Below are 16,383 nucleotides of genomic sequence, written 5' to 3'. Positions count from 1 at the left end.
TGTAGATGTAAAGATAGCCTACGAATGGGAATCGGAATCGAGAGAATCATCTAGCAAGGCTGCCTAAATGCTTCCACACATGTTGATGATGCCTCAAAATTTTTGATCACAAAGCAAAATGGAATAATGATAGAGAGCAGTATCTGTATCGTATAGTATATACTTTGTCATATATGCGACCTCGCTGGGCAATACAACTTTGCAAGTTGTGCCAAACAAACGCGGATAAACGAAAAATGTCTATAATAACAAAACAAGATATAGACGATGTTTGGGGGGACTACGGTCAAAAAAGAATATCAGATTTAGTAATTGAACATAGACACCAATGCAAAGAAATAGAATCGGTTATTCATGCTTTCAGGGGATGTGATCGTTTGTTTTGTCAAGAAGAACTGTTTAAACATATCAATAATTTTATTTTAAAACATGTAAATGTAGTTATAGATGAAGTTAGGGCATCATCACCGAAAGATTTAGCACGATTCTTGTTTAGAATAGGGTTTATAGTAGCTCGTTCTGAAGATGAGGCCGGAGAATATCATCATTACTCCTTCAAAGAAATGCCTGATTTATTAACATCTAGCACAAGCAATGATTTCGGTATGAAGTGGGAAATTCATCCTTGTTATAGACAAGCCCTTGATATCAAAAAAATAAATCAAGCACATAAGATGAAGAAAAAAGGTGGACGATCTCACTACACTTAATTTAGTTGTTTTCGTTTTTTTGTTGTAAAAAATACGCGACAACAAGGCGATTCATAAATTCCGCTAGGAGTGTTCACGGAGATTGCCTCTAAGGCTGGCAAGGGCGAGGCAAAGAACCATCAGAAGTGCCAGACAAAATGTAATTCCGCATTTGCACTAAATCGTTCCATAGTTTTTTTGAAAATACTCCGAAATAGGAATATCATAATGAATTCATTGAATCAAGAAGCATCGAAGAAGTTTAATTCTTCGGATGGAGTGGGGGAAGAATCCCCCCTAGCTCCAGCCCCGACCCGCCCTTATAATCACGCCCACTCAAAAGAGTGGGCGTCTTTGTATATAACCCTCCCAGTCGGGTCTTCCGCTACCCCTACTGCGGGTGCTCAAACGCCGCACCCGCAACGCCCGGGCTTGATTGAAAAAGAATTTTAAGACCATTTATTGGTTCGTTGTCTTTTTTTCTAAAATGATATAATTTATGTGCTAGGTTCAAATTACAAAAGGATTTTTGTATGAAAATTGGTAAACAAACAACTAGAGTTTATGGAATTGCTGTCCCGGCATTACAGCGAATGCCTATAGAAAGAATGTACCTAGAACAATATGTTGTTCAACTATTCGCCAATATCAATGCTACAGGCCATAACCATAATCGGCCTATTTCGTGCGGAACGGCCTCGATAATTCCGCTTGGTGGTCGGATATTCTTACTGACTGCAGCTCATGTTGCCGATGAAATGAATTTGGCGGTACCTTGCCCTGGTTCTACAAAAATAGCGCAACCAATTTATATGTCTTTAGAAGGGACTAGGCTTTTATCTATTGCTCCATCTATTATAAGAAATAAGGATGACAAAGATTGGGCCTTAATTCCTGCTGCAGATGAAATTATCATAGGCTTTCAGAATATAGGTCTTAGACTCTCCAATTATAACGCTCTGCCTACTGCAAAAATCTATACAGTTGTTGGTTTTCCCTCGTCCCGATGCAAGGCTGTTCGATATAAGGGAAAAGCGTATATCAAGAGTAGATCGTATTCATATTCATCGCCGGAAGCGGATCTAGCAACTTATAAGAAATATGGATTAGATCCCAAACTCCATATAGCTATACCATTCAATAGGGGATATGGTTTTTATGATTTGTCAAATCCAAAGCGAAAAAATGTCTTTCCTGATACTCATGCGATGAGTGGCTCTCCGATATATAATGAAAGAGGCTTTCTTGTTGGCATCTTTACAGCTTGTTCCAAAGATAAGGAAGTTTTGCTTGGAACTAGATTTAGCGCGATTGTTGAGGATATTTCATCAGATTCTAAAATGAATGTTGATTTTTGGCCGGCGAAAAATCAGGTGGCAAGTAGTGACAATTCTGAATTGAAAATAAGGCCGTGAACAGCCACATCGACCAGAAGAAGTTGCACCTGAAAATTCGCAAAGGCAAGGGCAAGATTACCGAAATGCCTGAATCCCCCGAAACGGCGGTAATCGAACTCCCCACCGGAACGAAGGACGAGGAAAATGCCGCATAGCAATCAAATACAAGACATGAACAACGAATCTCCTGCCTGATTGGATATCAGACAGGATTTTTTTCTGTATGACCAGCCCTAGTCGGGTATGCCAAAACATCCACATTTGGTGGCTTAGCCCATAAAACTCCAGAAAAAATTTTTCTATAAGTGGTGAAAAAAAAGTCTAGCAGATAATAAACAAATAATTTTAATCTTTTTTTTTGCATGTAGGTGTGTGTTGAATTAAATTTACAATCCTTACCGTTTGTCATAATTTATATTTACAGTATGCTTTCAAAAATCTTACAGGCTTTGCTTGCTCTTTGCACTTTTGTGTTTTCGCAATCTGTGGAAACGGGCGATGCGTTCAATAAATATATGTCCCCTGATGGTGGGATAAACCCTTTATCTGGAACGGTTAGTTTTAGTGTTCCTCTTGCAACGCTGTCTGCAGGGGGCGTATCCACCTCGTTTGCTTTGAATTATTCGGGTAATGTTTCTCAGAGTGTAAAAAATCGAAATGACTTGAGTCCGACTAGCTGGGTCGGTTTAGGTTGGTCTATGGGTTTTGCTAAAATCGTTAGCGAAAACAACCATTCGATGAGCCTTTTGGATGATTTTTATTACCTAGTAACAGCAGAGGGGATTCGTTATAAGTTGATTTATGAGGGAAATCGATGGTGGATTGAGAGCCTGCCGTATTGGTTAGTAGAAAGACGAACTGAAATGAAAGTTTTGAGTGGAAAAACCTTTGAGATTGTCGTGGGATGGATTTTGACGGATGATTCGGGCAATAAATACCAGTATGGTGATATGTCTTATTGCATGTCTAATACTTTAGATACTGCTTGTAGTGCGCAAGGGGCGACTGCATATGAGCTAGGTTTTCCTGCATTTGGGCATACGGGTGAGTCTATCGATGGAAACGATGTCCCTTATCCCGTTTCTTGGAGTCTAGCTAAGATTTATGATTGGAAAAATAATTCTTTAACATATTCTTATTACCAGTTTCAGGAAAAAATAAAGCATGGTTCCTGGACTTCTCAAAACAGATATACAAAAGAAACATACTTAAAAGAGGTTCGTTCCTCGATGGGTTCTTATGTAAAGTTTGTTCTTTCGGATAAAAATGAAGGTGATTTTGAAGGTGAAGTGGTTGATGCTATCGGAAAAGAAGAACTTTCTGCTGATGATGAAATTGATGCGTTTGTGGCCCCCCTGGAACGAAAATTCTTGTCTAAGGTCGAACTTTATGGAATGGATGGCGAAATTCTGCAAACGGTAGGCTTCTGTTATGAAGCCTTGAAAGTTTCTCCAAGTCTAGACGCCGACGAAAATAAAAAATACACCAAGCGTTTATTGACTCGAATAGTGTGGGCGAATGGCGTCGGAAAGGAAACGAAGCGAGAATCATATGAATACTACGATAATGTGTATAAAGCGTATTTGAATGATTCCTACGCGTTAGGCATGATGAAGGAAATTCAAGGGGCGAACTGCGGAAAAGTATCATTTGATTATGTCTATCAGGCCATAGATAAACAACCGTTGACTATTCACTCGGAAAAATTGCCTGTCGTCAACGTGTCGTTAGGTTACTTGGAGGACGGAACGCCCTATTTGTTAGGTATCGACAAGAATGAGAAAAAAGTTGTTGTTTATTATTGGCGAAACGGCGCCTGGAATATACGAAAGGAATTAAGTTCACTGCCGTATCATGACAAAGGGTATTTTATTACGGAGAAAAACAACTGGTTCGCCTATGTAACAGGTGATGGCGATAGTTACGATATGTATCCTGTTGTATGGGATGGTGCTTCGTGGCAAGTGAAGCCTTATGTTCATGATGATGGTGATAAGGAATTGGTGCTTACAGGTCCCAATTATATAGTAAAGGGCAACCTGTCTTCAACTAAATCAACCTTGACGCTCACAGTTCCTTGGACTCTATGGGGAAATACTTTTGTAATAGATACTCTTTCTGCTGATGAAGGGAGTATGGATAATCAGTTCCTTCAGATTTATCCGTCGGAAAATCACATTGCTGTTTCTTATATAGGTACAGATTGGGGAAACAACTACCGGGTAAGAATTTTTTCTTTTAAGTACGATGCATCCGGAATTTCTGTTCAAAAAACCTATGATAATGATGATTTGGACGACGATAATCGTTACTATTGGGGAAACGGTTACTTGTTTGGTGCCGTGGAGTCCACTGGCCTTTGGGGGCAACGAGCAGAAGCGTATCATTGGAATGGTAGTGGTTGGACAAAATTGCTTAACTATGATGTTCATGGGGTTCTGGGTGTTCCGAGGGCGCAGGCTGTAGGTTATAATTATGTCGCTATGCGACACAATGACAACGATGACTTGACTTTATTTGATTGGGATGGTGAATCCTGGCGGATTCCTTTTGAAAATAGGAATATGGTTCATCATGATGATTTTGACCTTTTGGAAGAGGCGGAATGGGATGCTGTTGGGAGTAGCAATTTCTTTGTGACAAGAAGACCCAAAGTAGACAACATTATTGAAATACCCTATTTTTGTTGGCCGAAATTTAAGCGTTGGGGTGTAAAGTGGAAGTGTAAATATGTGAGAGTGTGGAGTGAAACCCACCCCGGTGCAAATATTGAATTGTTTGAGCGGCAAAATGATGGTGGGTGGATAAGATATGGTGAAGTAAATACTGATGATTCCAAAAGTGAAAAACATTTGGTTGTTGGCTCGAATTGGTATATAGAGAAACGATCAAACAAGGCTTTTCTGTGGGACGGCGTAAAATGGAACGAAGAACAACTTGATATAAATTGGAGTCACTTTGAGGATATCCGAAACCCGAGCGGACAAGGACCGACTACGGTCGAAGTCTTTGACGAGTCTTATACAATAGGTGATTTCTTTGCTGTTGAAGGAGCTGCCGAAACAACGGAAGCCGGAACAACGACAATCTACTATAAGAAAAATGATTCCTTCGTAAAGAATAAGGGGGTTCTGCTTGTTGGACAGAAAACTGTGCATGACCCTATTGTAGATAAGAAATTTTCTTACAAGTATGTTTATAATTTTGACAATGCTCCGGATGTTGCCTTTGACTATGTAAATAATACACCTTTAATAACGACAGTTCGCGTTGAATTACCAGATAATTCAGGGATGATTGAACGAGAATTGTGCCCAATTGATTACGGTGATGTCGGGCTTGGACTGGGAAAAATTTGCGCTGAAAGAACCTATGTGGGGGAAGTTATTGAAAAAAGTTCAATTTCCAAGTATACTCGTTACCATAATTCAAATTGGCCGAATTTGTTGCATGTTGATGCGGTCAGTTCTGTTGAAACGTATATCAAGGGAGTCAAGAGTAAGGATTCGATAGAGTATAATATTGCGCTTAATGGACTGCCCTCAAGAAAATTGTTTTTTGAAAACGGTTCGAATGATATCTCTAATGAGCAGGTTCTCAGATATTCGGCGGAAGAATATGCTTTTGAACGAAGTGTGAATCATTTGCATAATCCATTGTTGTCATATTCATGTAAACCGAATTGTTCTACAGGTAAGGTGGTTGAATCAACTGCCGCACGTTATGCAACTGCTAATGATTCCGTGGGAACGCCTCACCTTGTTGAGGAATGGATTTATAATCCTGATAGCCTTGTAAATGGCAATTCTTTCCAAGGAATTCCTTGGGCGCTTAATGAGAATCCAAGTGGTATATGGAAAAAGAATTCTGCTGTATCAAAGTTTTTGAACGGTTTTGCCGTAGAAAAAACTGATGCACTCGGAAACAAGACTGCAAGGGTTGTTGATGATGACTCAATTGCTTTTGAACGTGCCGTGGTGCAAAATGCCGGATTTGATGAAATTCTTGTTGTTCCTGGTGATCGTTGTGACGAAAATGGCATGGAAGTGACTAGTGAATGTCACTTGTTGCCTTTACAAGGAAGAGCGACCGATGGCGAAGGTGCGTCTAATGGTCGCTTTTCAAAAGTCGTGATGGATTTGAGATATGGCTTTTCAGGTGTCGTCAAGCAGGCAAGGCAAGGCAAATATCGTTTTTCTGCATGGATCCAAAATGCGGACAATACATCTGCAACGATTACATTGACTCTTAACGGAATGCAAAAAAACAACTGGGCGTTGGATAGGAATGCTGCCGGTAAATGGCATTATGTCGAATGGGAAGGTGAGGTGAACTCGGGATTACTGAATGTTTCCTTGTCTAGTACGGGAAATACTCGTGTGCAGGATATCCGGATGATTCCCGCTGGTGCTGCAGCCATGGTCAAATACTATGATGTACACTTCGGGATGCCTGTTGCCGAAGTTGATGATCGAGGTGTTGGTAAGCATATTACGCTGGATGAAAACGGACGGATCAAAAAGACTTTTGGTGAAGATGTTTCCGGTAGTCTACGGCTTGTAAGCGAAAATGATTTCATCGATGCAAGATGTAGCGATCCTTCTCTTGGTTCAGATGACTTGGCGTCTTTATCTTTTGATTCCAAACCGATTCTGCAGTCTTCGACTAATCGAAACTTGCAATATGTATTGGCCGGAAACAAGGAGGATGTAGTTATTTCTTGGGAACCAAAGAATTCGGAAGATGCAGTCCGTTATCGTCTTTATGCGGACGGAGAGTCTGCTTCGGCTGGATGGCATTACGACTGTTGCTCTGCTACCGATGGTTTGTATGCTACATTTGATGACAATACCTCATATACATTGGAAATAGATGTCGGGGCGGACAGTGTCGGGATTTATACTGTGCATATTCAGAAAGCCTCTTCCGGGTGGGTTGGCTATGGAAATGTCTTGAGAAAGGCAGAAATGCCACTGTTTATAAATAGGGGCGATTCTTCGAAAATAGTCTATTCTGCACCAGATGGAGTCTATACGGCTGATTTTAGTGGAAATGCATGGATTGAAAATCTGGTAACTTTGCAAAAGTCTAAAGCTCTGTCGGGAACAACATCTGGTGGAAACAGCTATTTGCTTTCAATGCCGCGAATCCTGATGGTTGATTCTACTAGCAACGAAAATGCTGAACTGTTCTCTGGCAATTCAGAAACATGGACCAACAATGGTTACATTTTTGATGCCTCCGTATACGGGCTTGATTTTGCTATGTCGGCGAATTCGACTGGCAATGTTTGTGCGGCCTATGTAAAGACAGCTGCCCATGATAGCACAACGCCTTCGGTACTTGCTTCCAGTTGCTTTATAAACAATGTATGGATGCCTATAGGTGGCTATACGGTGTTTGGGCAAGATTTTGATGCGCCTCCATCTGTTGTGCCGGGTATTATAGAGAATGGCGATGTGTTTGGCGTTGATTTGACAACTGGCCCTGGCGGAAAACTCTATGTGGCGTATGTTGCACGAAATCCCTATTTTGAACTATATAAGGATGATGTGATTGCTGAACATGGAGATAGCGTTTCTTCTCCCAAATTCTTGATTATAAAGAGACTTTTTGATTCTTCGGAATCAGGAATATCTGGCTCAGGAAGTATTTGGGCGGGGCCGACTCTTACAAAGGATTCTGCTTCCGATGACATGCTCCCGAATTATCTAGGAGATTTTGTCTTTATGGATGATTCAATACCACTTACCATGGTGAAGCAGTTTAAGATTGTTGGCGATGCTGACTATATCTATCTTGCTGTGGCATACAATATTTCTGTGGATAATACTGGCAAGACCGCAGTTTCGGTCTTCAGGGGTAAATTTGTCGACACGGAAGATGAAGATGGCACTCCCGAACATAGACTTCAGTTTACACCCTACGAAGATGCTTCCATTGTAAATTCAGCGGGATTGCCTGTTGAACAGGAACGTCGGATCATTGCGTATTTAGAAAGCGATGCTCCGTTTGATTTTGCTGTTCGGAACGGCATCCCCTATGTAATGTTTGCGAATAGTCAAAACGAAGATGGACTCACCCTTGTAAGTTATCGAGATTCACGGTGGCTTTCTGTTGGTATCCCAGCTTTCATTAAGGCTAATAAGACGTTGAAAACGGCGAACTTGGCTTTTGGATCAAATGGAACTCCCGTTGTTGTTGTGCAGGCATCCGACAAGGAAACGAAAAGTCGCAGAAAGCGTATTGTTCCTATGAAGTATGTATCAACGGATGACGCTGATATAACTCTTTCTGGAATTCAGGTTGCGGGTGCTGTGACAACAATTTCGTCCGAATTCCGTCAATATGTTTTAAATTATTCGGCCAAGGTATTGTCTGATGACTCAGTCATTGAAATATCTCCAGCCTTGATGGAACCGCTGGATGTAGCATCTGTGCAGGTGCTTCATAATGGGAACCAGGTTTCCTACAAGGGTATCAATTTCTTTGGTGCGCTGATATCGTGGGTCGGTTCAATATTCTCTCCCGGATATAACTTCCAGGATTTGACCAGTGAAGTTCATTTAGAACCTGGAGAGAACCGCATAGAAATAAATGTCATCGGGGCTAATGGCGTATCTTTGGCTTATACGATAAACCTGTTTAGGGAATATCCGACTACGGATTCATCGGAAAGAACTTTGCAATACAGTGTCAGCACCAACAGCGATTTGATTCCTGTCGGCGTAGCTTTGGATACGGCTCTATATGTCAGCAGGGGGGATGGCTCGCATCGTAAATTCTGTATTCAGTTCCCGTTCGGCGTTCATCTGTGGTTCAAGGGAACTGCATATTTTCGCAGCACCTGTATTGAATTGGATTTCTCTAAGACATCGATGGATACTTTGTTCTTGGAAGATGAGTATGGAAATAAGCAGGTTATTTTCGTTGAGGATGACAACATTGCCGAGAACAAGAATGAAAATGATGACGATGACAGCGGAGTCGACGAAAATGAGAATATTCCTTTACCGTATAGGAATTTGTTAGGGCACAAGGTCTATGCTACAGGATACATGGCCCTTTATGACCGTGCTTCGATTTCTGCTGATGAAGTTGTTGGAGAAACGGTCGAGGTCTGTGCAGGAGCGAATATTCTTGCACAGATGACTGTTGAAGGGGATGTCTTGTTACGGTCCAATTCAAATGTCGAGGATATTACCTTAGGTGGAAATCTATATATGCAGGATGGAGCCTCTCATGGGCGAATTGAACATAGGGATGTTCATATTGCAGACATTCCTGTAAATTATTTCGTTACGGGAACAACAGATTTCATAGTCGGTGTGAATGATTCGGCAACGATATCTTTTGGAGCATATAAGGATTTCCATGCCTATGCAAATTCGGAAATACATTTTGAGGAAGGTGAATATTATTTCGACTCCTTTGTCGTAGAACCTGATGCCAGGGTGTACTTTGATGGCCCTGTTCGGCTGTGGGTGCAAAATGGCATCAGCATTGCTGACCGTGTGGGTCTCTATAATTCTCCTGGAGGAGCGGAAAATGTATTCCTTTATACGAATACTACCGACTTTATGTATTTCGGTGTCTATTCTGATTTTGCGTCCATTCTTGTCGCTCCGTTCGCATCCGTGAGCCTTGCTACTCAATCTAGGTGGGAAGGTTTGATTTGGGCTAAAAATCTATATGTACAGGCGGATGCCGTAATTGAATAGGAGTGAAAAAAAATGAAAAAGATACTAATTCTTCTATTCCTGATAGTCGGTTTTTCCTTTGCGGATGTCATAGCCCAGCGATATAGCGATGGCAAAATTCACAGAGCGCTTCCCAGTTGGATTGACATGTCGGATGCGGAAATTATGACTTTTTCGGTGAACGGGACTGTCCTCAGCCTTCCTGACGCAAATCAATTTACGTATATGTCGCGAACATATTCGAATCTTACCATTTTTGCCGATGGCCGTATTTCTTTCGGAAATTTGACTAATGGTCTTGATAGGGATATTGAACCGTATTTACAACCGGTCTCTGTCGAAGTCGACATGGGTAGCTCATTTAAATGGAAGTCTTTTGTTGATGCAAATTCGAACTATCTTACCGTTGTAGAAATGGGGCCGTTTCTGTATAGGGGGAAATACTATTCGGTCCAGTCCACTTTCTTTATAGACGGCGAAATTCAGGTTCAGCTATGGCAAAACGATGTTGCTCACGCCAAACCGGAATTGCTTAATTGGATGCTTCCGATCTTGTATAACGGAACTGTAAAAACGCGTCCGGAGAAGAAACAAGTAACCAGAATGGATATTTATGGGCCGAATGGTTTGAGACCTGGGTGGATAGCGAAATCATTTAACGGGGCCGGGGTCTCTATTACTGAACCAAACGGGACGGGAGATGGTCTTTTAGTAAATATGGGAACATCTTCGCAGGCAGGAGGACTCCTTGCTTATGATTATTCTAGAGAGTATCCTGTAGTTGGCGGAATCCGCAATATAGAAGTTAAGATGCTTGATCCGGTCGATGTTGACGATAGTCTCTGTATTTGGTTTTTTGACGAATTTCAGGGAACTATCTATGCTGGATATCCATCCATGAAGATGAACCAGATAATGAAAGTATTTACTCCAGATGATTATACCAATCAGTGGGGGGGACCTTTCTATACATCGCCTTATGTAACCAGATCTGCTCCCGCTTTCAAGTTTCAGCTGGCTTATCCACAAAACCAGAATATGGCATTTAGAATAGGTCGGATTGTCTATAATCTAAAGCAGCTTCCGTCAATCCAGTTTCTGCCACCTAAACCTTATCAATTGACATTTTCAATTACGGGAAGTGGCCGTGTATCAATGAACACCCCTTCGGGCACTTCTCCGTTTAATCTGTATAACGGCGAAAAAGTTTCCGCATCAATAACAAGCAAGGCTGGCTCGTCTATAGAACGGATTACGGTGAATGGAAAAATCATTGTTCTTAATGGTGAAATTATTTCGAAAATGCCTTCCATGAATCAGTCATTTAATGCTGCGAGGGACTCAAATGAATATGTAAAACTTTTCAAGGCTTATGGAGACAGACCGTATTCAAAAATTGATTTTGACATCACGGCGATGCATGAAAATGTGAATGTGATCATCAAATTTGCACCTTGCGAGGCAAGAACGCTTGATGTCGTCCCGGAAATGGTAAAAACAGACACCTATCTTGACCCCATCAATCAGCCAAATGCAAGAAAGTTTACATCTGCGGTTTTTAAGGATGCATTTGGAACAACAGTGCAGACGCAGGATTCTCTTTCTAACGGAAAGTATATCGTATCTGCCGTATATAGCGATGCTCTCGGAAAGACGAAGTATGAACCGATGTCGTTTGTACTCGACACGACAACTTTCGTGTATATGGATATGGCTTGCGAAGCCTGTGTGGTTGCCGCGAACAATTACTACGACGGAACCGATTCAACGGACAAACCGAATGCAGAGAGCAATGCCTTTACTGAATTCGAACCGCGTTACGGAAATGAATCTGGGTCGTTTGGAAGGAATGCCGGTATAGCGAGGCGTTCTTTTGAATTTCAGCAACAGGTCCAGGAAGCATACGGTTTGCCGGCTTCTGTTGAGACAGACTTTTTGCATTTGAATTATTTGAACGAAGGAGATATATCGGATAATTTCAGGAAAAGAATCAAGAACCCAGGTGGAAAGCATTTGACGATATCCCGCGATGCTGAAGGACGTTATACGCAAAGTGTAACGGACGAGAAAAACAGGACTGTATCGACGTGGACATACGATGGCGAGAATGAACTTGTTGTCATGAACGAGTATGACGGCTATGACAGGTTGATTCGGTCGTATCTTAGGGATTTCCCTGCGTTTGCTGATACGATGGGCTATGATGCCATGGGCCGCGTGCTTTCGAAAAAGTCTAATGACCGAGGTCTTGTCGAATATGCCTATGACTCTTTAGGAAATTTAAGGTTTACGAGAAATGCTCGTCAAAAGGCTTTGGGAAACAACTACTTTATGGCGAATGTATATGACGGCGAAGGGCGTGTTGTCGCAATCGGCGAAGTACATGGCGGTCATGACTTTGCTGCCCCAAATACGGCGATTGCTTCCGCAGCTCTTACTCCCATAGTCCGCACAGTTTACGGAAAGCCGACATCCGATACATTGACCCTATACGGGGTAAACCTGAACAGCTCGCTGCTTGGAAACATTCTGTCTCAGATGGACGGAATACGCGATTATGATGTTGGGGCTATCATTGCCTACGACGGTGAAGGTAATCCGGTATCCATAAAAATGAAGTCCTATGACCGCATTGGGCGCATGTCAAGACAGTGGGTCGTCTATCTGTTTGATGATGTCCCAGCGGTACAATTGTCCTATGTCTATAACTTGTCCGACGAACTGGCTTCTTCGACCTATTCGGAATGGGCTGGAAGCGGTTGGACGCAAAAGTCAACAAGGACTAGAACTTATGACAACAAGGGACGCCTCGTTGAAACACGCGAAGGCAATTCTATGTTGACTAGCTATACGTACAGTGCAAATGGGAATGTTGTATCCAAACATTATTACGATGCGGGGACTGAGGTATTTGCAAAAACCGTTCGGCGCGATGTATACGGAAGACCCGTTGTACTAGACTATAGGAACGGCTCTACGGAGCTTTATTCTGAAAACATATCGTATGAAAATCCCTTGTCTGTGCGACAGTCAACCGTGGCAAGAGTGTGGGCTGATGCGGGAACTGTAGGCCGAGTTGTAGAAAATGCTGGCTATACCTATGACTATTTGGGCCGTCTGACGGAAATGTCCGGAACTAGAAATGCAAGTTATAGTTACGACGAACTTGGACGATTGACTGTCAAACACGAGGGATCTCAGGCTGTAGGGTGTTACTATGGTTCACAGAGCCATCAAGGGTATTATCGACCTTATGGTATGACGATTTCGGGTAGAAGCTATACCCCGTATGAGTATTATTCTTACGACGCTTCAGGAAATGTGTGGCTAGACCGTTATGCTCGTGCCGCCTACGAACTGGATGCCAGGGCGTTGCCGAAGAATGTTCGGTTGTATCCTGAAGTCCCGTCTGGAATTTCGCAGAATAATTTGGATGATTTCGAGTCTTTAGAATTGGCTCGAATCCGTATGGCCTATGACGAAAACGGCCAGCGTGTGTATTTTAACTATGGTGACGAAAGTTCCGGTTACGGTGAGGCGACCCTGAGCGGGGTGGGCGTTTACCGCAAGGATGGAAGTGGGGATTATTCTCTTGTACGGGAGGATTTGATTGCTGGCGGCTACCGCAAAGATGGCGCAGCGTATTTCCCTGTGACAGATGCTCAGGGCAATATAAGGGGCTATGCAAATACATCTGGAGTCCAGAGCGCATACGCCTATTACCCATACGGAGCACTAATTGACTTGGCTCATGACGATGCTGAAGATTCAAGACGCTGGCAGGCCAAGGAATTTGATTCTGACATAAACAAGTATTATTTCGGCGCACGATTCTATGACCCGCTCTTTGGACTATGGCTTACGCCGGACCCTGCCGGACAGTTTGCGAACGCCTATACTTATGGCGGCGACCCGCTAAACTATATAGACCCAAACGGAGAAAGTATCACAGCAGCGATAGCGATAGGTGCTGCCGTAGGTGCTGCGATAGGAGCCTCTGTGTCTGCCGTTAATTGTAGCGGTGCAAGTGAAGTTAGTTGTGGTAGAGCCATGGCTCAAGGAACTTTAAAAGGAGCTGCGGTTGGGGCTATATCTGGAGCAATTAGTGGAGGCGTTGCTGCTGTGGCTAGTAGTATTTCTGGAACGACATCGGTGGCTGCTGAAGGGGGCGCTATGATTGCTAGTGCTGGTGTCGAAACCGCAAATGCAGCTTCCTATAGTTATGCAATTTTTAACAATATGTTCTGGAGTACAGTAGAGAGCTCTCTCCAATATGCTGCTACAGGATGGATGAATGACGGAGGCTATTCTTGGAGTGGCTTTGGTGGTGCAGCGTTAGGCGGTTTCCTTGGTGGTGTGATTCCGGGCTATCAAGCTGTTCCTGGTGGATCTATGGTCAATATTTTTTCGGAAACTGCTTATTCTGCGGCAAGAGGAGGTGTTCTTGGTTATGTTGGTGGAGGCTTAGGTGAAGTGTTACGTACTGGATCTTGGAACAATGAAGCTGCGATTTCTGGAGCAGGATATGGTGTTTTGGGCGGTGTTATATCGTCTACTGTAAAGATAGGCCTACTTGGCTATGCAGTTCCTAAAAGTGATTTTCAAAAGGAAATTGAAGCGAATTATGCAAAGGAGCATAACCTTATTATAGGACCTTATGGTTCTGTTAATAGACGTGGCGGCTTGTTAGATGTTGTAGGTGTTTCTATAGGTAGAAATAATGTTTCCAATCCTGAGAAAAAAAGAATGCTTACAGCTCCTACTCATGAAGGTATTCATTATTTACAGCAAGTAAAAGATGGAACTTTGCCATTTTATTTAAGAGTTGCACAGGAATATAAATTTGGAACAGATATGAAATCTGCTTACACAAAAGTAGGTACATATGATTACGAGGCTGATGATTATTCACTAGATTATTATTACACTGGTAAAAAAGCTTATCATTAAAAAGGATGAAAAAATGCGTTTGAAGTGCTTGTTTCTATCGTTTTTTTGTATCGGCTGTGTTCCAAGTAATTATTACCACTTGAAAGGGATGCTACCGTCCGATGCTTCTCCCGAAACATTTAAAATTGTACCTTATAGTAAAGATTCCTTAATTTCGAAATCAGATACTACTTGTGATGTGTTTTATTTAAAAAAAAAGAAAGGAATTGCAAATCATAAGTTGTCTTTTAATGATGATGAGGACTTTGAACTGACTTGGCTATCCGATTTTTTTGTAGATGAGATTGTTTTGTATGAAAATGGAATAATCTATCAAAAAATCTCGTTATCTTATGAGACGCAATGTCAAGAAATAAAAAAAATAAACGCTTTTGTGTATAATGAAATTCTACGGGATTCTTTTGAAGTGCCTATAGAAGGAACGAAAAATATCACAATTGATTTAAGGAATACTAGGTAATGAAGATTTTGGTTGTTGCTTTTCTTTTATGTTTAACAGCCTGTGTTGGACACTCTCAAAGATTAGAGCCTTTGTTATCTATTGAAGATAAATTGCCTAAAGATTTTTCTTTTGAACATGTGACAGTTGTTGCATATAAACACAATGAAACAGGATGGAAAATAATTCCATTTGATATTTTGTATGGACCAAATCTTTATGGTGAAGATGTTGTCACGGTCTCTTGCCCAAATGATTATCCTGATAAAGTTGTCTGGTATGTAGACGGCGAGCCTTATCAAAGTCTTTTTTTTGAATATGATGAAAAGTATGATTCAGATTCGTATGGAACAGCAATTCTGTATGATGAGAAAAATCGTGAAAAACGATTGGTTGTAGGGGAAAATAGTTCTTCTTTTGAGGAAACGATATTTTTTAACTTGATAAAAAGGAACTAGGTGAAATTCGGCTATTGTGTAGCGCTTAACCGCAACTTGGATTAAGACGGAAACGTTAATAAGGTGTATATCTATGTATAAAGCAGATGGAATGACTTGCTTTTATGTTGGAGGTGGGAAAATGGATTACGAGTTTAATTTGAAACAGACTATGAAATTAACGTTTCAAGTTAAAGAATTTGGAAATGCTACTGAATATATAGGGGATACGGTCTTGGTTATTTCTGCAGGCGAGTAGCATTCGCGTTAGGGATAGTGACCCCTTGGGGCGGCACTGTGGTGCCGTTGCAAGAGCTGCGCGGGCGTACCTATACAAGACTTAGAACTTTAGTTCTTAGTCGCTGTTATCCTCTTTGGGGAGCAGGTGCGCACGGGTGGCCTTGCAATATAGCCCGACCCACGCCAGTGGGGAACGCCCAAAAGAAATGTCAGGACTTTAACAAGAAGACCAAGGAAGAACTTCTCGACATGATGAAGACTGCTTCTTCTGAACGTCACTTCCAGATGTACGAAGCCATCCGTAAGGGCGCAACCGACGAAGAAGTTTTCGCAGCTACTTATGAAAAGGCTTACTTCGTACAGCAGATGCGCGAACTGGTTGAACTTGAAGAAAAGATGCTCAAGACTCCGGGTCGCATGCCTTCTGACGAACTCTTGATCCAGGCCAAGAAGGACGGCTTCGGCGATAAGTACATCGCAAAGATCCTCGGCATCCGTGAAAAGGACGTTCGTGCAAAGCGTATCGAACTT

The 16,383-nt window shown here is 42.0% G+C and carries 9 protein-coding genes and 1 pseudogene; 9 read left to right on the top strand and 1 reads right to left on the bottom strand.

What is annotated here, in order from left to right; translation table 11 throughout:
* Positions 1-98 precede the first annotated feature (98 nt).
* The 3 genes from BGX12_RS14210 (at position 99) to BGX12_RS15590 (ending at position 2,241) form a co-directional block, all read left to right on the top strand.
* Positions 99-710 (top strand): P-loop ATPase, Sll1717 family, encoded by a 612-nt coding sequence (locus tag BGX12_RS14210; RefSeq protein ID WP_370245672.1) that lies wholly within the window; start codon positions 99-101, stop codon positions 708-710.
* A gap of 512 nt (positions 711-1,222) precedes the next feature.
* Positions 1,223-2,104 carry a hypothetical protein gene (locus tag BGX12_RS14205; protein ID WP_109736696.1) on the top strand — a complete coding sequence of 294 codons (882 nt, stop codon included), beginning with the start codon at positions 1,223-1,225 and terminating at the stop codon, positions 2,102-2,104.
* Positions 2,101-2,241 (top strand): hypothetical protein, encoded by a 141-nt coding sequence (locus tag BGX12_RS15590; RefSeq protein WP_158278273.1) that lies wholly within the window; start codon positions 2,101-2,103, stop codon positions 2,239-2,241. The genes BGX12_RS14205 and BGX12_RS15590 overlap by 4 nt, the downstream gene beginning before the upstream one ends.
* A 47-nt stretch (positions 2,242-2,288) precedes the next feature.
* On the opposite strand, the gene BGX12_RS15585 is transcribed toward BGX12_RS15590, so the two are convergent.
* Complete coding sequence (locus BGX12_RS15585) at positions 2,289-2,495, bottom strand: hypothetical protein (RefSeq protein WP_158278272.1); 207 nt, start codon at positions 2,493-2,495, stop codon at positions 2,289-2,291.
* 16 nt (positions 2,496-2,511) lie between these two features.
* Here BGX12_RS15585 and BGX12_RS14200 point away from each other — a divergent pair, with 16 nt between their 5' ends.
* The 6 genes and pseudogenes from BGX12_RS14200 to BGX12_RS14180 form a co-directional block, all read left to right on the top strand.
* Entirely contained in the window at positions 2,512-9,807 is a 7,296-nt protein-coding gene (locus tag BGX12_RS14200) for a cadherin-like beta sandwich domain-containing protein (protein WP_109736695.1), read from the top strand.
* Between the two features lie 12 nt (positions 9,808-9,819).
* Complete coding sequence (locus BGX12_RS14195) at positions 9,820-14,736, top strand: RHS repeat domain-containing protein (RefSeq protein ID WP_109736694.1); 4,917 nt, start codon at positions 9,820-9,822, stop codon at positions 14,734-14,736.
* A gap of 13 nt (positions 14,737-14,749) precedes the next feature.
* Positions 14,750-15,196 carry a hypothetical protein gene (locus tag BGX12_RS14190; protein WP_111361729.1) on the top strand — a complete coding sequence of 149 codons (447 nt, stop codon included), beginning with the start codon at positions 14,750-14,752 and terminating at the stop codon, positions 15,194-15,196.
* Positions 15,196-15,633 (top strand): hypothetical protein, encoded by a 438-nt coding sequence (locus BGX12_RS14185; protein WP_109736692.1) that lies wholly within the window; start codon positions 15,196-15,198, stop codon positions 15,631-15,633. The genes BGX12_RS14190 and BGX12_RS14185 overlap by 1 nt, the downstream gene beginning before the upstream one ends.
* Positions 15,634-15,706: 73 nt before the next feature.
* Positions 15,707-15,871: a hypothetical protein gene (locus BGX12_RS15580; RefSeq protein ID WP_158278271.1), complete on the top strand. Its 165-nt coding sequence runs from the start codon at positions 15,707-15,709 to the stop codon at positions 15,869-15,871.
* A 167-nt stretch (positions 15,872-16,038) separates the two neighbouring features.
* A pseudogene (locus BGX12_RS14180) lies at positions 16,039-16,383 on the top strand (carbamoyl phosphate synthase large subunit); the annotation flags it as partial.

It is taken from the genome of Fibrobacter sp. UWR4, from assembly GCF_003149045.1.
Lineage (GTDB): Bacteria > Fibrobacterota > Fibrobacteria > Fibrobacterales > Fibrobacteraceae > Fibrobacter.
This window is presented reverse-complemented; position numbering and strand designations above follow the sequence as displayed.